Here is a 22052-nt window from a genome sequence, read left to right as displayed (position 1 = left end):
GCAGGATGTCTTCGTACTCGTACCAGTTGCGGATGAAGAGCTGCGCGTCGGGGCTGCTGAAGGTCAGCGTATCGATCCACAGGATGTTGGCCCGGCCCACTTCACCGCCGACCCAGTCAATCGTCCCACGGTTTTCGATGTGCAGGTTGGCGAGCGATTGCTTGGTGTTGCCGCCCATCTGGAGGATCGCCTGCGCGCCGCCGTACTCAGGGCCGCGCGGATCGTAGGGCGTCCCGTTGAGCGTGATTGAGGCCAAGCCACCACCGGTTTTCACGATCTGGTTCCAGCGGTTGGGCGCGAGCTTGAGGATGGCGTTGCCCGTGAGAGTCGGAACGAGAACAGAGCGACCCGAGCCGTCGCCGATCCAGATCCGGCCGTTTACCGAGAGCGTGCCGCGTTTCAGGTCCAGAATGCCGCGGTGAATGTACACGTTTCCGACTGTGTGGGTGACGTTGCTGTCGAGCGTCAGCGTGCCCGACTGGCTTTTGACCAGATCCATGCCGCCACTGAAACGCGCACTCCCTCCGAAGGTCAGGTTGCCAAACGTGTGAACGTAGAATGGACGGCTGTTACTCGTCGTAATCTGGCCGCTGCCGTTGATGCCCCTCGTCCCGTTGTTGATGGCGATCAGCCCGCCGGAGTTGATCGTGAGGGTATGCCCGTTACCCGAACCACTGCCGAGGCCGAGATCGCCGCCGCCCAGAATCAGCGAATTGATCGTGCGATTCGCCCCAAGCATTTGACCGCCGCTGGTCAGCACGTTGTGCGCTGCGGCCCAGCCGCTCTCTGCCCCGACTTCGTAAGCATCCAGAGCTTTGAGGGCGCTGCCCGTGCCATTGGGAACGACGGTTGCCCAGCCTCCCGCGCCTCCTGCGAAAACGGCCCAAGGGATGATCCCTGTACCCTTGGAGTCGTTTATGGCATGCCCGCTGGCCGAGGTATCGAGCCGCAGCAGGGAGTAGAGCTTCCAGAAGTGCAGCGTGCCACGCGAGCCGGTGCCCCGCACAAGCGTTTCCGCGCGTAGCTCACCCTCAGCCGTATTGGTCGGGAACAGCATGATGCTGTTTTCACCCGCATCGACCGCGACCGCCTTTATCTTTTCGGAAGCGCTGCTGTGATTTGCGCGCCGGTAAACCAGCGTGCCTCCTTGTAGATGAAGGGTCGCATCGTCACGAATGCGGTTGGTACTGGCCTGCCCGCCACTCTCAGAGTCGTGCTTACCCAAGTCGTCGAGAAATAGCGTGCCGCCGTGGCGGAGGGTAATCGTCTCCCTGCTGAGGTGGCCTTGGCCGTGGATCCGAACCTCGGCACCGAAGATATTCAGGGTGGGGCCGGAACTCTCTAAACCGATGAGACCCCTGAAATCGATCCGGCCATCGCCCACCAACCACAAGTCCGAGCTGCCTTTTGTGTCCCCAAGGAGCACATCGGCTCGCTCTGGGGCGCTACCGCGCTCGATCCGGATTACGCGCACCTTATTACTCCCCAAGTCTATTGCGTGTGCAAACGAGACCGTGCCGTCGGCGGTGTAGTGGCCGAAACGCAGCTCCTGCTCGTCCCCGACGAAACGGCCTCCTCCCCAAGGGAGTGCGCCTTGGCCGGTGAACGTCACGGTACGCGTACCGCCGCCATAGGCCGCGAAACCGCCGGAGCCGATCCACTGGATCTGGCCATCATTTGGGCCAAGGGTACGGGTGTAGTCTCCCTCGATCCCCAAAACACCGCCAGCCAGCCGGGTGTTGTAGTTACTGGAATAAAGACCAAAAGAGAGCGGATACCTCACTGCCCCGTCTTCGATGATCATCCGCTGGGGTGACTCCCCACCACCACCCACAAGAATGGAGAGGTGTAGAAGGCCACGGCCTGTTTTGCGAATGGCACTATTGGCAAACCCATAAACCATCCCCGACATGATCGCATGGGCGTTGCCCACGCCGCGCTCGACGCGGATTTCGCGCGCCTGCCTGCCTAGTTGGACATGGTTGGTGAACGTGATGTTGTGCGTGGCGTAGCGGGAGCTGAGCAGGAGCGCGTCGCCGTCTTTGAGGAAGTGGGGAGTCAGATCGGGATCTGTCGTCCCCCAGTAGAACTGGGGGGCACCGCTAATCGTCACGCTGCGGTCGGCGCCGTAGGCAGAGAAGCCGCCCGAGCCGGCCCAGCGCAGTTGATTATTCCCCGTACCGAGGCCGCGCGTGAAGTCGCCGTCGCCGAGCTCCAGGATGCCCCCCTCGAAGACGAGGTTGGTGCCCGTCGGCAGTGCCCCCGCACTGCCGAGCCGCAAGACGCCGCCGCGGATAACGGTGCCCCCGCTCCAGCTGTTGGCGCCAGTCCCCGTCGCCGAGTTGCCCAGCGCAATGAGCCCCGGGCCGACTTTGATGAAACGCCCCTCGCCTGCGTTATAAACACGCCCGCCCAGCGTGAGCCCGCCTTCGCGGTCGCCGCGCGCACCAAAGAGCGTATCGCCCGCGAACTCGACCCGCATGTCGAAGCGGTTTTCCCCGCCGTCGTTGTAGAGCGCGCCGATCTGCTCGGTCTCCGCGCGGCGTGTGATCCCCGCACCGGTGATGAGCAACGGCTGGTCGGGAGCATTTACGGGAGGGTCATAATGCAGCCCCATTTCGAGGTGTGAACGCAGGGCGAGCGAGCCGCCGTCGTAGACACGTTTTTCGCCGCCGTAGCCGAGCGCCTGGAAGGTCTTGAGGATGGCGAAGCCGCCGCTGTTTACCACGAGCGAGCCGTTCCACTGCGGCTGGCTGCCGCTGAGGATGAGCTGCGGCTGAGTGCTGAAGCCTCCTGCCGGGCCCACCTCGATATTCCCCGCTCCGCTGATCGTGTTGGCAAGGTGGGTCGCGCCCGTGCCGCCGATCCGGACGCTTCTGCCATTAAGGTCAAAAGTGCCACCGATTCGTAAACCGCCTTCAGAGTAGTTCTCGATCCGGCCATAGCCCCCGACGTCGGTGATCCGGACGCGATTTTCGATGTTGTGCTCTGACTGGGCCTGAAGGCCCGGACTGTTCACCACGAGCAGAGTCCCATTGTCTTCGAGCCCCTGCCCAAGCGTGAGCTGGCCCGAGCCCGTCAGCGTGTACCAGAGCCCCGCCTCAAACCAGAGCGAACGCAGCGAACGGTCGACGTTTCCCAGAGCGACAGTCTGCACAATCGCGCTCTCATCAGTGGGGGGCGGGAGGGTGCCGCCGCTGGGCAAGTCGCCGAAAAGCACGTCGGCTCCACTTCCCGGAACGCTGCCGCCCACCCAATTGGCCCCAGTGCCCCAATTGTTGTTTGAGCCCGCTCCGCTCCATTCCACGACGGTGCTCGGAGGCAAAATCTGCGCACTGGCAGTCTGCGGAGTTAGCGCAGCAAGTACGGCAATTGCTGCACACGCGGTAAATAAACTTATGTAAGTAGTTAATTTACAACGCGATGGTGGGGGGGGGGTAACTACGCAGGAGCCGACGAAATGCATAAGGCCAGCACGGCTACCGTACTGGCATTTTTTGTCCATAAATAAGTATTTCACTTCATCCATGGGCCAAGGAACTGACTATTAGTACGTATCTTACAAAGATTATTCTACGTAGTTTATTGCAAAAAGCTGGGCAGCTTTTGACCCCAAAATCCCAGTTTGAGGCCCAGTAAGTACTTTATCTCCCTGCCTAATCTCGCGGCGCTCCTCAACGCGTGGGCAAGAGAGTAGCCCTGCACGGGCGGCGGGGGACGGTGTCCCCTATTTCTCCACTACGCGTGGGGCGGCAGGCGGTGCCTGCACCCGTTCACTATGCGGTTTGTGTTTCGGGCGTTCCGCCCGAAACACAAACCGCATAGTGAGGAGCTCCCCGACCTTCGGTCGGGTCGGAGATTTAACCCGTAAACTTTTTCGCCGCGCCCAAATGGGTTTACGCCCCCATCCGCATTTGAAGCTCCCTTCCCAGTCGCAACGCGACTGGGGGATGTCCCGTTAAATTTGCGATTTTGCTTGGGCGCGCAGCGCACGGGCAAAATCGCAAATTGAATGGCACGTGGCGCCACGCCACCGCCCCCCGCGGGGTCTCAGACCCGTTTATTTGGCGGCGCACGCGTTGGTGCGCCGTCGGCTTCGGCCCTTTCTGGCGGGCGGCTCGTCCTCAACCCATTGCCACTGTGCTCCGTCATCTTCGCCCCTTTATCTTGGGGCTATGAGGCGAGCTCGGCGGCGGCTGTCTTGGCGGCTTTGCCGGTTTTGCTTGCCGCGCTTTGTTTAAAGAGGAGGCGTTCGCCGTCGCTATCGACGGTCACGCGGCCCCCATCCTTGATTTCGCCGCGCAAGATCGCTTCGGCGAGCGGGTCTTCGAGGCTGTGCTCAATGGCGCGGCGCAGCGGGCGGGCACCGTATTTTTCGTCGTAGCCCTTTTCGATGAGGAGCTCTTTAGCCGCCGCGCTAAACTCGATCTTGATGCTGCGATCGACGAGCCGCTTGCTGAATTTCTCCAGCTCGATTTCGACGATTTTAACGAGGTCAGCCTTCTCCAGTGGCCGGAAGAATATGATGTCCGAGATGCGGTTGAGGAACTCGGGTTTGAAAACGCGCTTGGCCTCTTCGATGACCTTCTCGCGCATTTTTTCCGCATCGTTGGGATCAGCGGCAGCGGCGGCAAAGCCCATCGAAGTCTGCCGCTGGAGGAGCGCAGCGCCGATGTTGGAGGTCATGATGATGATCGTGTTGCGAAAATCCACGGTGCGGCCGAGCGAGTCGGTGAGGCGGCCGTCTTCGAGGATTTGCAGCAGGATCTGGATGACGTCGGGGTGCGCTTTTTCGATCTCGTCGAAGAGGACGACCGAGTACGGCTTGCGGCGCACGGCCTCGGTGAGCTGGCCGCCTTCGTCGTAGCCGACGTAGCCCGGGGGCGAGCCGACGAGCCGCGAGACGGCGAACTTCTCCATGTACTCGGACATGTCGATCTGGATGATCGCGTCCTGGTTTCCAAACATCTGGGAGGCGAGCTGCTTGGCGGTCTCGGTCTTCCCCACGCCGGTGGGGCCCACGAAGAGGAAGGAGCCGATGGGCCGCCGTGGGTCTTTGAGGTCAACGCGGGAGCGGCGCAGCGCGCGCGCAATGGCCGAGGCAGCGAGGTCCTGGCCGACGACGACCTTCTGAATCTCCGCCTCCATCGAGAGGAGCTTCTGGGTCTCCTTGCTCTCCATCCGGCTCAGCGGGATGCCCGTCCATGTGGAGACGACCTGCATCATGAGGTCTTCGTCGATTTTTACGCGGTGCTCGTCGCGCTCCTTGCGCCACGCGGTCGTGGTTTCTTCGAGCTTGGCACGCAGCGTCTTCTCTTCGTCGCGGTACTTGGCGGCTTCCTCAAATTGTTGTCCGGCGATGGCCTTTTCCTTCTTCGAGCAGACGGCTTCGATTTTCTTGTTGAGGCTATCGATATCGGGCGGGCGCACGAGTGAGCCGATACGGGCGCGGGAGCCCGCCTCATCCATGATGTCGATCGCCTTATCCGGCAGGTAACGGCCGGTGATGTAGCGGTCGGAGAGCTTGGCGGCCGCTTCGAGCGCGGCGTCTGTGAAGGTCGCCTTGTGGTGCTCCTCGTATTTGCTGCGGATGCCTTTAAGGATGGTGATCGTGTCTTCGACGCTGGGCGGCTCGACCTTTACGCTCTGGAAACGGCGATCGAGCGCGGAGTCTTTTTCGATGTGCTTGCGGTACTCGTTGAGGGTCGTCGCGCCGACACACTGGAGCTCCCCGCGGGAGAGCGCGGGCTTGAATATGTTTGAGGCATCCATCGCGCCTTCGGCTGCGCCCGCGCCGACGATGGTGTGCAGCTCGTCGATGAAGAGGATGATGTTTTTGGCGCGCTTGATCTCATCCATCACGGCCTTGATGCGCTCCTCGAACTGGCCGCGGTACTTGGTGCCTGCGACCATCAGGGCAAGGTCGAGCGTGATGACGCGCTTCTCGGCGAGGATGTCGGGGACGGCCCCGCTGGCGATTTCCTGGGCGAGTCCTTCGGCGATGGCAGTCTTGCCCACGCCCGCTTCGCCGATGAGCACGGGATTGTTCTTGGTGCGGCGGCAGAGGATCTGGACGACGCGGCGGATCTCCTCGGCGCGGCCCACTACGGGATCCAGCTCGCCCTTGCGGGCGAGCTCGGTGAGGTCGCGCCCGAAGGCTTTTAGCGCGGGCGTCTTGACGTCGCGGCGATCGTCGCCGCCGCCGACTCCGGCTGCGACCAGGCCCGGCTCCATCGAGTCGTCCGAAGCAAACTCCGGATCGAGCTCGCGCAGGATTTCCTGACGGGTGCGCTCGATGTCGATATCGAGCGACTTCAGGACGCGGGCGGCGACGCCTTCGCCTTCGCGCAGGAGGCCGAGGAGCAGGTGCTCGGTGCCGACGTAAGAGTGGCTCAGCGCCTTCGCTTCCTTGCCCGCGAGCGCGAGGACTTTTCGCATGCGCGGGGTGTAGGGGATCTGATCCGGCGACTTGGGGCCATCCTGCCCGGTGCCGACTTGCTTCTCGACCTCGGCGCGCACGGGTTCGAGGTCGAGCCCCATCTTTTGCAGCACGCTGACGGCGACGCCCTGCCCCAGCTTGATGAGGCCGAGGAGCAGGTGCTCGGAGCCCACGTAGTTGTGCTTGAAGCGGGCGGCCTCCTGCTTCGACAGGGTGATGACTTGCTGCGCGCGCGGGGTTAGGTTGTTCGTCGGGTCTTGGGACATGGCGGCAATGGTTGGGATTTCGGTGCTTCTTCGGGCGTTTTTTTTAAAAAATGGGTTTTCGGCAGAGAGGGCGCGGCGGCGGGGGCGGCGGGAGGGCACGTCGCCGAGTCTCAGGCGCGACTGAAATCGGGTGCGGAAACGTTGGCAAACTCTGTGCGCAAAAGACTCGCGCGCAGGAGGTCGCGCTGCATGGGCTCGATCTCCCCTTTTTGCGTGTGCTGGAGGTGGCCGGGCTGCGTCTCCATAAAGAGGCGGTCGACGCGCGCGCGCTCAGCCTCGGGGAAGTGGCCGAGATCGACGCCCAGGCGGATGAGCGAGAGCAGGTTCATGGCCTCCGCAGAGTTGAGCAGGTGGCTGTTGTGGAGGATGCCGTAGGCGCGGCCGATCTTGTCGAAGAGGTTGCTCGCCTGCGCTTCGAGGAGGCGCTGGCGGGCGTTGCTCTCGTGCTCGACGATGGTCTCCAGCACGCTGCCGAGCCGCTTCAGGATGCCCGACTCGGACTCGCCGAGGGTCGTTTGATTCGAGATCTGGAAAATGCTGCCGCTGGCCTCCGAGCCCTCGCCGAAGAGGCCGCGCACGACCATCCCCAGTTGGTTTACCGCGCGGACGACCTTCTCCATCTGGCCAGTGATGACGAGCGCGGGCAGGTGCATCATGGCCGAGGCGCGCATGCCCGTGCCCAAGTTTGTGGGGCAGGCAGTGAGGTAGCCGCGCGTTTCCGAAAAGGCGTAGTTGAGGTGGTCTTCGAGGGCGGAATCCAGCTCGTTGATCGCGCTCCACGCTTTCTTGAGCTGGAAGCCGCCGCGCAGGACCTGGATGCGCAGGTGGTCCTCCTCGTTCACCATGACCGAGAGGGCCTGATCGGCGCTGATGACGACGCCGGCGCCGCGCTTGGCCTCGCTGAGCTCGCGGCTGATCAAGTGACGCTCGACGAGGATTTGCTTCTCCAGCTCCGTGAGCTCCGCCACAGAGACGCTGAGGCCGCGCTTCATCAGCGGGATCGCAGTGAGCGCCGCGCAGCAGGCCTGGTACGCCTCCTCGCGCTGCTCGTCGCGCGCCCAGCCCGGGAAGGGCGTCGCCGCGAGATTTCGCGCGAGGCGGATGCGCGTCATCAGCACGATCGACACGCTGCCCGCGCTGGCATCGGCGGCGAGCTCCGAGGGCGAGTCAAGGAGGCCCTCAAGCGTCAGCGGCTTAACGCGCCGGCTCTTCCCCGTAGGTCTGTTTGACTTGGTTGATTTCATCGCGGCAGCGGGCGGCGTCTTCATAGCGCTCGGTCTTAATGGCTTCGCTCAGGGCGTCGTTGAGTTCGGTGAGCCGTTGGTGGAGGCGTTGGCGCTCGATGGCGCGCTGCGGCGCCTTGCCGAGGTGGGCCGTGCCTTTGTGCATTTTGTCGAGCATCCCCTCAATGAGCGGCTCAAAGGTGTCGTAGCAATCCGGGCAGCCGAGGTGGCCGCTCTTCTTGAACTCCAGCTCCGTGTAGCCGCACTTCTCGCAGCGCAGCGTGTGCGGTGGCGGCTGGGCCGCGGCAGCCACGGCGTTACCCGCCGCCGCACCGAGCAGGAGCTCGGAGAGCGAAAAACCGCTCGGGTCGGTGACGCCCTTGGCCTTCGCGCAGTGTTCGCAGAGGTCGACCTTGTGCACCTTGTTGTTGACGATCTGCGTCAAGTGCACGGTCGCCGGATTGTCGCACAGATCACATTTGAGAGGAGGGGCCATAGGGAGGAGGAGCTTTGCGCGCAAGATGCCAACCTGTAACAGGCTAGCAAGAGCACAGGCATAAGTAATCCCGTGCCAATGTCGCACGCTGAGACAGCGCAGGAGCGACAAGCGGGCACAAGCGCGTGCGCACAGGCCCGTTTGTTTTCCGCTGCGCGCGGAGCGGTGGCGGGTCGCCACGGGCCATTAAATTTTGGAATCGGCTCCGTCGCGTAGCGACGGAGCCGATTCCAAAATTTAAAGGACTCCTCCCTGTCGCGTTGCGACAGGATCTTCGAGCCTTTCCATGGGCGCGACCTCGTTGGACCGCGGTCGTTGACCGCTTCATTTTGCGCGGCGGCGCGGTCGCAGACCGGGCCGCCGCGTCAGGGCAACATTTTCCCGTTAACCCAAAAAATCGCCCAAACGGGTTTACGCTCCATTCGCGCTTTGGTTGAGGCAACTGACGAGCTGCCAACGAGCGGCTCGCCAAATGGAACGGGGCTACGCCCCTCGCAACGCGACAGGGGGATGGTCTCGTTAAATTTGCGATTTTGTTCGGACGCGCAGCGCACGCGGCAAAATCGCAAATTCAATGGAAGTGGCGACCCGCCACCGCCCCACGCGCAGGGCCCCACCCTCCCACCCCTACGCGCAGTGGCAGGAGGTTTGTTAAATGCGCGTGCCTTCGACGAGGACGCGCCGACGGAAAGAGGCCAGCACCTCGCGCGTGATCGGCCCGGGCTTGCCGTCGCCGATCCGCCGGCCGTCGAGCGCGATTACCGGCACGACCTCCGCGCCCGAGCCTGTGAGGAAACACTCATCGGCGCACCACACATCGTAGCGGGTCATCGAGCTGTCGCGCAGCGGCACCTTTAGCTCCTCGGCGATGTCGAGGACGGCGTCGCGCGTGATCCCCTTTAGCGCGCCGTGAGAGATCGCAGGGGTGATCAGCTCGCCCTTGTGCACGATGAAGATGTTGTCCGCCGTGCACTCGGCGACGTAGCCCTGCTCGTTGAGCATGATCGCCTCCAGCGCGCCAAACTGGCGGGCCTCGATCTTGCCCAAAATATTGTTCAGGTAGTTGAGCGATTTGACGGTCGGCGGCAAGGCAGCGGGGCCGATCCGCCGCGTGGGCACCGTGACGATTGCCAGGCCGTTGTCGTAATACTCCTGCGGGTAGAGCGAGATCTTGCTCGCGATCACGAAGACCGAAGGCTTCGGGCAGGTCCAAGGCGCCAGCCCGAGGTCTCCCACGCCGCGCGTGACGACGAGCCGGATGTACGCGTCGGTGAGCCCGTTTTGGCGGCAAGTCTCGCAGACGATCTCGCTGAGCTCCGCGCGCGTGTGCGGGATGTCGAGCATGATCGCTCGCGCCGAGTACTCCAGGCGCTCCAGGTGCTCCTCCAGCCGAAACACATTTCCGCCATAAAGCCGGATGCCCTCGAACACTCCGTCCCCATAGAGCAAACCGTGGTCGAAAACAGAGATCGCTGCATCAGCGGAATCCACAAACTGCCCATTGAGGTAAATTTTCATAAGCAAAAGGCGTGCAGGCTAGGAGAGCTCCGAAAGCCTTGTCGAGTCCGCGCGCCATGCACGTGCCGCACAAAATATCGGTTTGTGCGCAAATCGCATCGGGAAGACAGTTTGCCCAAGTGCCCCCTCGCTGCCCCGCCCGCCCCCACCTCTCCCCATGAGCTTTCTAAAAAAAATCCCCCACCGAAATACTGCGTGCGCGTCGCGTGCGCACTCGCGCCCGCCAATGAAGCGCCAACGCGGCTTCACACTCATCGAGCTGCTCACCGTCATCGCCATTATCGGAATCCTCGCGGCGATTATCATCCCCACCCTCAGCGGCTCCCGCGCGCGGGCCCAGCGCATCGTCGATGCCAGCAACCTGAGCCAAATCATAAAAGCCGCGATCAACTACGCCGCCGACAACAACGACCGGCTCCCCAACCCCGACCTCCCGGGGCAACTCAGCGCGGCCCAAGGCGTTTTCCTGTGGCCCGGCCTGCTCGCTCGCGCCGGAGCCCTCAGCGAACCCGGCATGTACTTTTCGGCGCTCGATCCGGCCTTTGACGGGGAGGTGCCCGCCGCCCTCCTCAACCCGCAAAACCGCAACCTCGTGGACAGCGCGTTCAGCGCGGGCCGCGAGCTGAGCTGGGAGTTTGTCGGCGGCCTGCGGATGAGCGATCCGTCCACAACGCCTGTCGCCTTCACCCGCGGACTCCGGCCCGACGGCACCTGGGATCCGGCTGACGGCGTCTATGGCGACACGGGCGGCTACGTCGTCTTTCTCGGCGGCAATGTGGAGTTCTTCTCCAGCAATGCCTCGGGCAAATTCATCCACACGCAGACCGGCCAGCGCACCGACAATCTCCTCGAAGCCCTGCCCCGCCGTGCCGGCATAAAAGTCTGGGCGACCTCGCGCGGCGGCATCGGCAGCCCGGGCGGCACCCCCGCCCCAGCGCTGTAGACGGTGGAATAGAAACGCGTGGCAGCCTGGCGAGCACTCAGGGAGCGATTCGCATTTTCTGAAAACGGGGCCGCGGCGCGGTCGCCTCTTGACTACGTAAGTGCCGGAGCTGTTGTCGCGCGCGGTCGTTTTTTGAGCGGCCTTCCATTTCCACCTGCCGACCGCAAATCCCCATTCCCTCGCCTGCCATGACTCACGCCTCGCCCGCCCTCGCCTCCAGCAGTGCCTCGCCCTCCTCTTCCGGAGGGCCGCGCTCGAAATGCCTTTTTGACGACCAATGGCGTTTCCAGCTCGGCGATGTGGCGGGCGCGGAGGCGGCCCGCTTTGACGACAGCGCGTGGCGCACGGTCGATCTGCCGCACGACTGGAGCATCGAGCTGCCGCGCGACCCGAAAGCGCCCTGCGGAAGCGGCGGCGGTTTTTTCCAAAACGGGATTGGCTGGTACCGGAAGACCATTGCGGTTGATCCGGCTTGGGCGGGGCAGCGTGTGGTGCTCGAATTTGAGGGCGTGTACTGCAACGCCGAGGTTTTCGTAAACGGCCAGCACACTGGGGTGAAGCAGCCCTACGGCTATATTCCGTTCAACGTAGATTTGAGCGAGGCCGTGCAGGCCGCGCTCGCGGTGGGCGGAGCAGTGCCGCCGCCGATTACGATTGCGGTGCGCGTGGATAACGAGTGCCAGCCTTCGTCGCGTTGGTTCACCGGCTCGGGGATTTACAGGCATGTGTGGCTGCACACGTTTTCGCAGACACACATCGCGACCAACGACTTCAAGCTGACGACGACTTCGCTGAATGACGCCGAGGCTGTGCTGCGCGTCGAGGCGGGCGTCGTGAGCACTGCGCAGAGCGCGGGCGCGGTGAGCCTGGACTTTGCGGTTTACGCGCTGGATGGCGCACAAGTCGCCCAGGCCAGCGCAGCGGGCGAGTTGGCCGGATCCGCGTCGCGCACGCGGATCGTGGCCGACCTGAAAATCCCCGCGCCGCAAGCGTGGTCGCCCGAAAGCCCGAGCCTGTACCGCGTCGTCGCGCAGTTGCGCAGCGCACAAAGCAGCGGACGCGGTGGCAACGACACCGCGCCAAATGAACAGGTCTTCGACCTGCTGGACGAAGTCGCCGTGACGACCGGCCTGCGCACGCTGAGCTGGTCGGCCGAGCGCGGGCTCTTGCTCAACGGCCAGTCGATCAAGCTCAACGGCGGCAACATCCACCACGACAACGGCATCCTCGGCGCAGCGGCCTTTGACCGCGCCGAAGAACGCAAGGTCGAGCTCATGAAGGCCGCCGGATTCAACGCAATCCGCACCGCGCACAACCCGCACTCCACCGCGCTGCTCGCCGCCTGCGACCGACTCGGAATGCTCGTGCTGGACGAGATTTTCGACACGTGGGAGGCCAAGAAAACGGACGAGGATTATCACAAGATTTTCTGGGAGTGGTACGCGCGCGACGTCGAGGCGTGGATGCGCCGTGACTGGAATCACCCTTCAGTCATCTTCTGGAGCATCGGTAATGAGATGATGGAGCGAGCGACTCCGGCCGGACTCGAAATCACCAAAAAACTCGCCGCACTCGTCCGCTCGCTGGATACCTCGCGCCCCGTCACGGCCGCGCTCAACGCCGACCGCGAGGATGGCCCGATGTGGCTAAAGCTCGACCCGCTCTTCGCGGAGCTTGATGTCGGCGGCTACAACTACGAGCTCTCCCCGCGCGACCCTCACGAGCCGGGCCGCCCGATGCCGCGCAACATGGACTGGGCCGCCAACCACGCCAGCGACCACGCCCGCGCTCCCGAGCGGGTCGTCATGGCGACCGAATCGTTTCAGTACGAAGTTTTTGAAAACTGGAAAACCCTGCGCGACCACGCTTACGCGGTGGGCGACTTCGTATGGACGGCGCTCGACTACCTCGGCGAAGCGCGGATCGGCGGCTCCTGGCTCCCGGGCATCAACCCGCACGCGCCCGGCACGCTGAGTGCGTGGCCTTGGCGCGGCGCGTACTGCGGCGACATCGACCTCACCGGCTGGCGAAAGCCCGTCTCGCATTACCGCGAGATCGTCTGGAACGACGAAAAGGCGGGCGGCAAAAAACTCTACATGGCCGTGCAGGAGCCGCCGCCCCTCCCGCAAAAAATACTCGGCGGCGCAGTCACCCTGTATCCGCCTGCGCCGAGCGGCGATCCGGCGGACTCGCCCTCCGAGCATCCGTGGCAAATGGCTTCGTGGTCGATGGTGCCCGCATTTCCGTTTTGGGATTGGCCGCATGCCGCAGGCAAACGCGTAAAAGTCGAGGTGTACTCGCGCTACGACTCGGTGCGGCTGTACCTCAATGGTCAGCTCGTCGGCGAGAAGCCGACCGGCGAAGCGGAAGAGTTTCGCGCCTTGTTTCTCGTCCCCTACTCCGCAGGTGAGCTTGTCGCCGTGGGCGTTGAGGGCGGCGAAGAGCGCGAACGCTTCGCCCTAAAAACCGGCGGCCCCGCCGTCGCGCTGCGCGCGAGCGTGGATCGAACGGCTCTGCGCGCCGATGGACAGGACTTGGCCTTTGTTGAAATCGAAGCCGTTGATGCCGCCGGACAGTGGCAACTGTGGGCCGATGAAAGAATCAGCGTAGAAGTCTCCGGCGCAGGCCAGCTCGCCGCCCTCGGCACGGGTAATGTGCGCAGTAGCGTGGAGCGCTATACCGACTCGTCTTGCACGCTCTTTCAGGGCCGCGCGCTCGCCGTCATCCGCGCGGGGAAAACGCCCGGCCCGATCACGCTGCGCGTCAGCGCGCCGGGCCTCGCCAGCACCGAGCTGGAGCTCCATGCCGATTAGAGCATGATCCCTGCGGGATGAGGCGGCAGGCTCCCACTACGCGTGGGGCGGTGGCGGGGCGCCACGGGCCATTCAATTTGGGAATCGGCCTCGTCGCTTCGCGACGAAACTCGATTCCCAAATTTAACGGGACTTCCCCCTGTCGCTTTGCGACAGGGGATGAGGCGTCAAACGCGAATGAAGCGGGTACCCATTTGGGCGATTTTCGTTGGCTAACCGGTAAACGCAGTTTTAGCGCGACCCAATGAGGCCACGCCCATAAAATCGGTCAACGACCACCCGACCTCTGGTCAGGGATTTCATTCTACAGTGCCGCTTGCTCGGCGTGCGGAACGCACGGCACGCAAGCGGCACTGTAAATGGAAGCAGGCACTGCCTGCCGCTGCCCGCGTAGGGCCGCCCTCCCGCCACCGCCCCACGCGCAGTGGGAGTCTCCCGCTGCCATCCCGCAGCACTCAGAAAAATGAGGAAGTGTTTGCTATGGGAAGTCGGGCTCGGGCAGGCTCGCCCCCTTTTTCTAAAAAAAACGCTACGATCACCAAGCCGCGCATGAACCAAAATATCCGCAACATCGCCATCATTGCCCACGTCGACCACGGCAAGACGACCCTCGTCGACAAGCTCCTCAAGGACGGCGGAGCCTGGCGCGCCCACCAGCAAGTCGAAGAGCGCGCGATGGACTCGATGGATCTGGAGCGCGAGAAGGGCATCACCATCAAGGCGAAGAACACCTCGGTGCACTGGCAGGACAAGACGATCAACATCCTCGACACGCCCGGGCACGCGGATTTCGGCGGCGAGGTCGAGCGCGCGCTGCGCATGGTCGATGGCGTGCTGCTCCTCGTCGATGCCTACGACGGCCCGCAGGCGCAGACCCGCTTCGTCCTGCGCAAGGCCCTCCAGCACGGCCTCAAGGTCATCATCGTGATCAACAAGATCGACCGCGAAAACGCCGACCCCGCGGGCATGTACGACAAGGTCCTCGAGCTGCTCCTCGAGCTCAATGCCGACGACGAGCAGTTCGACGCGCCGGTCGTCTACGGCTCGGGCCGCGACGGCTACATGATGTACAAGCTCGACGACGAGCGGCGCGACATGACCCCGCTGTTCCAGACCATCCTCGACCACGTGCCCCCGCCCTTTGCCAAGCCCGAGGATCCCTTTCACATGCTCGTCTCCAACATCGACTGGAGCGACTACGTGGGCCGGATCGCCGTCGGGAAAATCCTCGGCGGCAGCGTAAAGGTCGGCTCGCCCGTCTACGTGCTGCGCCACTCCGAGGGCGGCAAACGCGTGCAGGCCAAGATCACCAAGGTTTTTGAGTTCAGCGGTCTGGGCACGACCGAGAACGAGTCGGCCAGCGCCGGAAACATCGTCGGTCTGGCGGGCTTTGAGGACATCGACATCGGCGACACGATCACCGCCGACGAGGCCGGACACGCCCTGCCCTTTACCCAGATCGACCCGCCCACACTGGAGATGCAGTTCTCGGTAAACGACGGCCCGCTCGTCGGCACCGAGGGCAAGCTCGTCACCTCGCGCCAGTTGCGCGACCGCCTCATGCGCGAGCTAAAGACCAACGTATCGATCCAGATCGAAGACGCGCCCGACCGCGCGGGCACCTTTAACGTCAAGGCGCGCGGCGCCATGCAGGTCGCCGTCCTCGTCGAGACCATGCGCCGCGAAGGCTACGAACTCCTCGTCTCGCGCCCCACCGTCATCGAGCAGCGCGGCCCGGGCGGTGAGCGGCTGGAGCCCTACGAGACCGTCTGGATCGAGGTGCCCGACACCTGCGTCGGCGCCATCATGCAAAACCTCGCCAACCGCAAAGGCCAGCTCACCAACATGGAGAAGCTCAACAGCACCACCATGATCGAGGCCACCATCACCACGCGCGGCCTCATCGGCATGGAAATCGATGTCGTCAACGCCACCAGCGGCCGCGGCATCATGAGCCACCTTTTCAAAAACTACGGCCCCTACGCAGGCGAAGTCCTCACCCGCATCACCGGCACGCTCATCGCCACCGAGGCCGGCGAGACCACCACCTACGCCCTCGTGCAGTGCCAGGAGCGCGGCAAGCTCTTCGTCTCCCCGGGTGAAAAAGTGTACGAAGGCATGATCATCGGCGAAAACCCGCGCAACGAAGACATCGCCGTAAACGCCGTGCGCGAAAAAAAGCTCACCAACTTCCGCTCCCAGGGCGAGGGCGTCGCCGCCGGACTCACCCCCGCTACCCAACTCTCGCTCGAACGCGCCATCGAATACATCGCCGCAGACGAACTTCTCGAAGTCACCCCACAAAGCCTGCGCCTGCGCAAACGCATCCTCAATAACGGCGAGCGCATCAAAGCCGCCAAACAAGCCAAGTCCGCCAGCGCCTAGCCACACCTCCTTTGGGCTGCCGCGCCGCCAAAAGAAGAGTCAACGCTGACGGCGCACCAACGAGTGCACCGCTTATGAAACGAGTCGAGGACACGGCCCAACAGGGCCGTGCCCAATGAACGGGTCTGAGCCCCCTGCGCGGGGGGCGGTGGCGGGGCGCCACGTGCCATTGAATTTGGGAATCGGCTTCGGCACGCAGTGCCGAAGCACGATTCCCAAATTGAAAGGCCTCCCCCTGTTGCTTCGCAACAGGGGGAGGCGATCCAAACGCGGATGGAGCGGAAACCCATTTGGGCGCGGTCTTCGACCGACTTATTTTGCGGCGCACTCGTTGGTGCGCCGTCCTGTTCCCTCGTCCCACTTACAATCTTCAAACTTGCCTGAACATTACCGACCTCCGTTCAGGGAGTTCATTCAACTGTGCGGCTTGCTCGTTGGGCGGAACGCCCGACAGCAAGCCGCACAGTAAGTGGGTGCAGGCACCGCCTGCCGCCGCCCGCGCAGGGCAATCGTTGACCGTTTTATGGGTCGCTGCGTGCAGGGCTTAGGTGGCGTCGGTGAGTTTGAAGGTGAGTTCCCAGGTGTCGCTTTTGCCGTTGGGTGTCGGGCCGATGGAGCGGACTTTGCGGAAGGCAGCGAGGACGGATTCGTCGAACTCGCGGCTGCCTGATGAGGTGATGATGCGGAGGTTGGAGAGTGTGCCGTCGGCCCCGATTGCGAAGCGGACTTTGGTCTGGAGCTGGTCGCTGAGGCCGGCGGGCTTGCTGTGCGCGGCGCGCAGCCGTTGGCGCAGCAGGGAGATATAGGCGTCGAGCAGGTCGCTCTCGGCGCGGCTGAGCGCGGTACCGCCTGCGCCTGTGCTCACCGATGCGGAGCCGCCAACGATGCCGCGTGTACTGATCTGGCGAACGCGCGGAGGGGCGGCGCGCGCGTTGCCCGGTTTAACGGCAGTCGGGTTGGGCTTGTTGCCGTGCAGCCGGTCGAACTCGGCCTTGGTCATGGGCTTGGGCTCGGGCTTCGGCGCAGGTTTTGGTGTGGGTTTCGCAACCGGTTTTGGAGGCGGCGGCGCGGGTGTGGGGCGCGTTTCCGGTTTCGGCTCGGGCCTTGGGGCAGGCTCTGGGGGCGTGGTCGGGATGATTTCGCGTGCGGGTTCGTCGAAGATTTCGGGCGGGGCGGGTTCGGGCTCCGGAGCGAGTGTGGGGGGCTCGGGGCTGGGCAGCGGTTCGGGCAGGTCAAAACGGATCGGCGTTTCGGGCGTGCTGTCGGTGCCGAGTGGCGCTTCGAGGGCGGCGTAGTTATCACCGGGGCCAGCCACGAGCTCGAAGAGGTGGGGCTGCGGTTTCTCACTGCGGCTGTGAAGGAAGGAGAAAAATACCAGGCAGGCGCCCAAGGTCGCATGGAGGATGAGCGACAGGAAAAATGCGTTTTTTCGTGGGGCGCTCATGGTGTGTTGCGAAATGAATGGGGGAAAACGCGTGAATCGAAAAAAAATTGCCGAAGCGGGTGAGCTGTTTGCGCGGGTGGGTGCGGACTTTCCCTTGGGGGCGTGTGTGCGGGGGGGAATTGATCGGAGGCAGCGGAGACGAGGAGCGGAGGAGTTGCTTGCCGTGCGCGTTGGTGTGGGTGTGGGTGTGTGCTGCGGTGTTGCCTAGTTTCCGGCCTGGGTGTCGAAGCTGATTTTACTGAGCTTATGCTTCATGATCTCGTCCATCAAGGAGACGACGCGTTGGTACTCGATTTGGGCGGAGGCGCGGATGCGGATGGCGGCGGGCTCGGCCTGGCGGGCTTCGGCTTCGAGGAGTTGCGAGAGCTCGGCGGGCGAGACGGCCTGGGCGCCCCAGAAGTACTGTCCGCTGGCGTCGATGGAGATGGTTTGAAAGCGCTGCTCGGGAGGGGGCGTGGGCTGCGGGCGCTCGGACTCGCTGGGCAGGTTTACGGGGATCGTCTGCTCCTGTTGGATGAGTGGCGAGGCGATCATGAAGATGATCAGGAGCACAAAGGCCACGTCCATCAGGTTGGTGATGTTGAGCTCAGCGATGGGTTGCTGATTTTGACGGCGGCGAAAGCTGCGGGCCATGGGAGCGGAAGTGTGGCGGGCGTGTGCGGGTTTATTTGCTCTCGAGCTCGATGCGGTCGGCCAGGGAGCTGGCGAAGTTTTCCAGCTCGGTGATCAGCCGCTTGGTGTGCGCGAGGATGTAGTTGTAGCCGAAGAGCGAGGGGATGGCGACGAGCAGCCCGGCAACGGTGGTCATCAGCGCGGAGGAGATGCCCGGCGCGAGTGCCTGGATCGAGGCGGTCTGCTGCGTGGAGACCGAGCTGAAGGACTCCATCACGCCCCAGACGGTCCCGAGGAGGCCGAGGAAGGGGGCGCCTGTAACGATCGAGGCGAGGAAAATCATGCTCGACTCGTAGCGCAGCGTCTGGCGGGCGAGAGCGCGCTGGAGGCCGTTTTCGGCGTGCTCAATTCGCGCGCGCGGATCGGGGTCGCCGCGTTCTCGGGAAATCGCATCGGCGCGCCAGTAGCTCTCGACGGCATCGGCGAAGAGGTCGCCGTAGGGAATCGCGCGCCGCTGGCGGAAAGACTCGGGCAGGTCGAGCAGCGAGCGTTCGTCGCGCAGCCGCGCTTCGAAGGCGAGGTTCAGCGCGCCCATGCGCTTCATCTCGTTGCGCTTCCCGAACATCACCGTCCACGTCACAAGGCTGGAAACACAGAGGCATACGGTGATGAATTGGCCGACGATGTCGCTCTGCAAAAAAATCTCGATGATGTTGATCGCAGCGAGTGGAGGCAGCAGGAGGGCGGGCAGCTCGAACATGGGCAGGGAGCGTTGGGCGCTTTGGCGAGGGCCTTCAATGCAATTGCCCTGATCGAGGGACAAAAAACGGTGTAGAACTACGGGCCACACTGCGCGCGGAATCTGTTTGCGCGACCGCGCCCGCGCTTGGCAGCGTCGCCGCCGGGCAGTCGGCCGCGGGCCCCCGCTTGCGGCTGACGTGCCACTCTTTTGCCTACTTCCAATCAGAAAACGTGTTATGGATTTTAAAACCCGCACTCTCGCCGAGCTCCGCGCCGCCAATCCCAGCCAGAAGCTGCCCTCGAAGCAGGTTCTCGTAGGCTTCGATGGCTTCGTGGATACGATCGTCTCGCCCGTAGCTCGGCGCGCTGGACAGGGGGACAACTTTACGGCGTTTCGCACGATTGAGGAGTTTGGCAACCGCATCCTCGGGGCCAGCGGCAAGAGCACGAATATCGAGCTGTACCCGACGATGGAGAAGCTCGGCGGCAACGGCCCGATCATGGCCAATGCGATGCTCGCCCACGAGCTGGCGCTCACCTACATCGGCGCCCTCGGCGCGCCCAACACGCACCCCGTTTTCTCAAGCATCACCGAGCGCGCAAAGGAAGTGTTCAGCCTCTGTCAGGCGGGTGCGACGAACGCGCTGGAGTTTACCGACGGCAAGCTGCTGCTCGGCCAGACCAGCAGCCTGGACCTGATCACGCCCGCCCATATCCGCGAGGTGATCGGCGAGGAAAAGTACATCGCCACAATCGCGCAGTCCGACCTCGTGGCGGTGCTCAACTGGGTGATGATCTCGCACCTCACCGAGGTCTTCATCGACTTGGTGGACAACGTGCTGCCAAAAATCCCGCGCAAACGCGTGGCCGCCGACGGCACCGAGACCGAGCGGATTTACTTCTTCGACCTCTGCGACCCGGAGAAGCGCTCGCCCTCCGACCTCGCCTACGCGCTGGACAGGATCGGGCGCTTCGCAGCCTTCGGGCATGTGACGCTCGGCCTCAACCTGAAGGAAGCCCAGCAGGTCTTCTCCGTCCTCGGCTTTGGCACCGAGACCGAGAGCGAAAGCGGCCTGCGGCGCATGGCCGAAAAAATCCGCCACTACCTGGGCCTCGGCACCGTGGTGATCCACCCCAAGGAGTCCGCCGCCTGCGCGACCGGCGAAGGCTCGTACTGGGTGCCCGGCCCCTTCGTCGCCGAGCCCTTCATCTCGACCGGAGCGGGCGACCACTTCAACGCGGGCTTCGCCACCGGCCAGCTGCTCGGCCTCTCGCCCGAGGCCTGCCTCGGCGTCGGCGTGTGTACCAGCGGCCACTACGTGCGCACTGCGGAGAGCCCCACCATCGCCAACATAGAAACCCTGCTCGCCAACTGGCGCTGAGCCGGCCCAGACTCCGCCGCATGCCACTGGAAACCAAACCCACAGGCTGCCTGATCTCCCTCGAAGGCCCCGAAGGCAGCGGCAAATCCACCCAGAGCTCCCTGCTCGCCGCGCGCCTGCAAAAACTGGGCAAGGACGTGCTCACCACGCGCGAGCCCGGCGGCACCGAGATCGGCGAGCAGATCCGCAACATCCTCGTGCACAACTCGCGCGGCGACGAGATGTGCCCGGAGACGGAGCTCCTGCTCTTCACTGCGGCGCGCGCGCAAGTCGTCCGCGAAGTCATCGCGCCCGCGCTCTGCGCCGGTAAGTACGTTTTAAGCGACCGCTACCTCGACTCCTCGACCGTCTACCAGGGCATCGCGCGCAACCTCGCCTCCGATCCCGTCGCGCAGATCAACCGCTTCGCCATCGGCAACGTGATGCCCGACATCACGGTCATCATCGATGTGCCGCCCGAGGTCAGCCTGTCGCGCCTGAGCCAGCGCGTGACCGACGTACCCGACCGGATGGAGCGCGAGAACATCGATTTCTACCGCAAGGTGCGCGAAGGCTACCTGCTGCTCGCAAAAAACATGCCAGACCGAGTCGTCCTCGTAGACGGCACGCGCACGATCAACCAGGTCGCCCAGGCGATCTGGGAGCATGTGCAAGTCCGCCTCGGCCTCTAGCGGCTGAGCGGCCTGTGCAAAAACCGCTGCGCCCTCGCCCGCCCTCCCTGCCCGCGCGAACTCCCCAATCCCCTTCCCTCCCTCGCCTCTCCGCTCCCCGTGTCCGCCGCTGCCGCACAACGTACGCCACTTCCCTGGCCCAGCGCCCTGCAAGGCGCGCCCAGCGTGGCCGTTCTGGAAAATGCGATAGGCAAAGGCCGCCTCGCCCACGGGCTGCTCCTGCACGGCGAAGACCTCGCCCTGCTCGGCGAAGTCGCCCTCGCACTCGCCGACCGGCTGCTCAACACTGCCGAGTCCAGCGCGCCCTTCCCGCCCGCGCAGCATCCCGACTGCTTCGCGCTGCGGCCCAGCGGCGCCTCGCGCCAGATCACCGCAGACGACACCCGCGAGCTCATCGCCAAAGTGCAGGTCTCCGGCAGCGTCTCCCCGCGCAAGGTCGCCATCCTCTACGAGTGCGACCGGATGCACCTCGCCGCGGCCAACATTTTTCTAAAAACGCTGGAGGAGCCGCCCGCCAATACGACGCTGCTGCTGCTCACCACGCAGCCCTACGCGCTGCTCCCCACCGTGCGCAGCCGTGTGCTGCATTTCCGCTTTCCCGTGAGCGGCGAAGCCATCGAGCACGCCGCCGGGCTGCCCGCATGGCTCGCCGATTACCAGGCGTGGCTCGGCCGCCTCTGCGAAGGCATCAGCAGCAAGACCGAAGTGTCGGACTCCGTTTTCACGCTCTACGGCCTCGTCGCCCGCTTCGACTCCATCCTCACCGCTGCGACTGACGAAGCCTGGAGTATCGAAAAAGAAAAGCTCCCCGAAGAGCTCGACAAGGAAGATCAAAAGGCCGTGGAGAAGCGGCTCGCCAACGGCATCCGCCAGCGGATTTTTGCCGAGATCGAGCAAGCCACGCGCGCCTTTGCCCTGCCCCGATTGGCGAGTGCCGACGGCCTCGCAACACGCACCCGCCGCGCGCATACCGAAGCGATTAACGCGCTCGAACACAGCGTCGGCCTCCTGCGGCTAAACCTCAATCACGCCACCGCTCTGGAAAATTTTCTCCTGCACTCGATGCGCCTGTGGGCCCGCCGCTAGTCGCCCTCAAGCGCGCCAGAAAAAGCGGAAAAC

At 63.9% G+C, this 22052-nt stretch carries 14 protein-coding genes; 6 read left to right on the top strand and 8 right to left on the bottom strand.

Annotated features, from left to right (window positions below):
* The 5 genes from AXK11_RS04670 to ilvE form a co-directional block, all read right to left on the bottom strand.
* On the bottom strand, window positions 1-3157 hold a 3157-nt coding region (locus AXK11_RS04670; RefSeq protein ID WP_197456804.1), incomplete at its 3' end, for an autotransporter outer membrane beta-barrel domain-containing protein.
* A gap of 1016 nt (window positions 3158-4173) precedes the next feature.
* The gene (locus AXK11_RS04665; RefSeq protein ID WP_068629804.1) at window positions 4174-6705 is read right to left on the bottom strand and encodes an ATP-dependent Clp protease ATP-binding subunit; all 2532 of its coding nucleotides are present in this window, start codon (window positions 6703-6705) and stop codon (window positions 4174-4176) included.
* 110 nt (window positions 6706-6815) lie between these two features.
* Complete coding sequence (locus AXK11_RS04660) at window positions 6816-7949, bottom strand: protein arginine kinase (protein WP_231865760.1); 1134 nt, start codon at window positions 7947-7949, stop codon at window positions 6816-6818.
* Window positions 7900-8424 carry a UvrB/UvrC motif-containing protein gene (locus AXK11_RS04655; RefSeq protein WP_068629792.1) on the bottom strand — a complete coding sequence of 175 codons (525 nt, stop codon included), beginning with the start codon at window positions 8422-8424 and terminating at the stop codon, window positions 7900-7902. The genes AXK11_RS04660 and AXK11_RS04655 overlap by 50 nt, the downstream gene beginning before the upstream one ends.
* A gap of 651 nt (window positions 8425-9075) precedes the next feature.
* On the bottom strand, window positions 9076-9942 hold the full coding sequence (ilvE, locus tag AXK11_RS04650; RefSeq protein WP_068629790.1) for a branched-chain-amino-acid transaminase: 867 nt from the start codon (window positions 9940-9942) through the stop codon (window positions 9076-9078).
* Between the two features lie 226 nt (window positions 9943-10168).
* Here ilvE and AXK11_RS10035 point away from each other — a divergent pair, with 226 nt between their 5' ends.
* The 3 genes from AXK11_RS10035 to typA all read left to right on the top strand — a co-directional run bounded on the left by AXK11_RS10035 (window position 10169) and on the right by typA (window position 16083).
* Window positions 10169-10885 carry a type II secretion system protein gene (locus tag AXK11_RS10035; RefSeq protein ID WP_068629788.1) on the top strand — a complete coding sequence of 239 codons (717 nt, stop codon included), beginning with the start codon at window positions 10169-10171 and terminating at the stop codon, window positions 10883-10885.
* 188 nt (window positions 10886-11073) lie between these two features.
* Window positions 11074-13698 (top strand): glycoside hydrolase family 2 TIM barrel-domain containing protein, encoded by a 2625-nt coding sequence (locus AXK11_RS04640; RefSeq protein WP_068629786.1) that lies wholly within the window; start codon window positions 11074-11076, stop codon window positions 13696-13698.
* Between the two features lie 549 nt (window positions 13699-14247).
* Window positions 14248-16083, top strand: coding sequence for a translational GTPase TypA (gene typA, locus AXK11_RS04635; RefSeq protein WP_068629784.1), 1836 nt, complete (start codon window positions 14248-14250; stop codon window positions 16081-16083).
* Between the two features lie 544 nt (window positions 16084-16627).
* On the opposite strand, the gene AXK11_RS04630 is transcribed toward typA, so the two are convergent.
* The 3 genes from AXK11_RS04630 to AXK11_RS04620 form a co-directional block, all read right to left on the bottom strand.
* Window positions 16628-17527, bottom strand: a complete 900-nt coding sequence (locus AXK11_RS04630) for an energy transducer TonB (RefSeq protein WP_068629782.1) — start codon at window positions 17525-17527, stop codon at window positions 16628-16630.
* Between the two features lie 204 nt (window positions 17528-17731).
* Window positions 17732-18160, bottom strand: a complete 429-nt coding sequence (locus AXK11_RS04625; protein ID WP_068629779.1) for an ExbD/TolR family protein — start codon at window positions 18158-18160, stop codon at window positions 17732-17734.
* Between the two features lie 31 nt (window positions 18161-18191).
* Window positions 18192-18899 carry a MotA/TolQ/ExbB proton channel family protein gene (locus AXK11_RS04620; RefSeq protein WP_231865759.1) on the bottom strand — a complete coding sequence of 236 codons (708 nt, stop codon included), beginning with the start codon at window positions 18897-18899 and terminating at the stop codon, window positions 18192-18194.
* A 217-nt stretch (window positions 18900-19116) separates the two neighbouring features.
* Here AXK11_RS04620 and AXK11_RS04615 point away from each other — a divergent pair, with 217 nt between their 5' ends.
* The 3 genes from AXK11_RS04615 to AXK11_RS04605 all read left to right on the top strand — a co-directional run bounded on the left by AXK11_RS04615 (window position 19117) and on the right by AXK11_RS04605 (window position 22019).
* Window positions 19117-20262 carry a PfkB family carbohydrate kinase gene (locus tag AXK11_RS04615; protein WP_068629777.1) on the top strand — a complete coding sequence of 382 codons (1146 nt, stop codon included), beginning with the start codon at window positions 19117-19119 and terminating at the stop codon, window positions 20260-20262.
* Between the two features lie 20 nt (window positions 20263-20282).
* Entirely contained in the window at window positions 20283-20933 is a 651-nt protein-coding gene (gene tmk, locus AXK11_RS04610; protein WP_068629776.1) for a dTMP kinase, read from the top strand.
* Window positions 20934-21032: 99 nt separating this feature from the next.
* Window positions 21033-22019 carry a DNA polymerase III delta subunit-related protein gene (locus AXK11_RS04605; RefSeq protein WP_068629774.1) on the top strand — a complete coding sequence of 329 codons (987 nt, stop codon included), beginning with the start codon at window positions 21033-21035 and terminating at the stop codon, window positions 22017-22019.
* Window positions 22020-22052 lie beyond the last annotated feature (33 nt).

This window comes from Cephaloticoccus primus (assembly GCF_001580015.1).
GTDB classification, from domain to species: domain Bacteria; phylum Verrucomicrobiota; class Verrucomicrobiia; order Opitutales; family Opitutaceae; genus Cephaloticoccus; species Cephaloticoccus primus.
Note: the sequence above shows the minus strand (reverse complement) of the source record. Positions and strands in the feature narration are given on the sequence as shown.

Bases quoted from the DNA above. Each gene is read 5' to 3' on its own strand.
- AXK11_RS04620 (WP_231865759.1), bottom strand. From the start codon at position 18,899: ATGTTCGAGCTGCCCGCCCTCCTGCTGCCTCCACTCGCTGCGATCAAC.
- AXK11_RS04630 (WP_068629782.1), bottom strand. From the start codon at position 17,527: ATGAGCGCCCCACGAAAAAACGCATTTTTCCTGTCGCTCATCCTCCAT.
- ilvE (WP_068629790.1), bottom strand. From the start codon at position 9,942: ATGAAAATTTACCTCAATGGGCAGTTTGTGGATTCCGCTGATGCAGCG.
- AXK11_RS04625 (WP_068629779.1), bottom strand. From the start codon at position 18,160: ATGGCCCGCAGCTTTCGCCGCCGTCAAAATCAGCAACCCATCGCTGAG.
- AXK11_RS04615 (WP_068629777.1), top strand. From the start codon at position 19,117: ATGGATTTTAAAACCCGCACTCTCGCCGAGCTCCGCGCCGCCAATCCC.
- AXK11_RS10035 (WP_068629788.1), top strand. From the start codon at position 10,169: ATGAAGCGCCAACGCGGCTTCACACTCATCGAGCTGCTCACCGTCATC.
- AXK11_RS04640 (WP_068629786.1), top strand. From the start codon at position 11,074: ATGACTCACGCCTCGCCCGCCCTCGCCTCCAGCAGTGCCTCGCCCTCC.
- AXK11_RS04655 (WP_068629792.1), bottom strand. From the start codon at position 8,424: ATGGCCCCTCCTCTCAAATGTGATCTGTGCGACAATCCGGCGACCGTG.
- AXK11_RS04660 (WP_231865760.1), bottom strand. From the start codon at position 7,949: ATGAAATCAACCAAGTCAAACAGACCTACGGGGAAGAGCCGGCGCGTT.
- AXK11_RS04665 (WP_068629804.1), bottom strand. From the start codon at position 6,705: ATGTCCCAAGACCCGACGAACAACCTAACCCCGCGCGCGCAGCAAGTC.
- typA (WP_068629784.1), top strand. From the start codon at position 14,248: ATGAACCAAAATATCCGCAACATCGCCATCATTGCCCACGTCGACCAC.
- tmk (WP_068629776.1), top strand. From the start codon at position 20,283: ATGCCACTGGAAACCAAACCCACAGGCTGCCTGATCTCCCTCGAAGGC.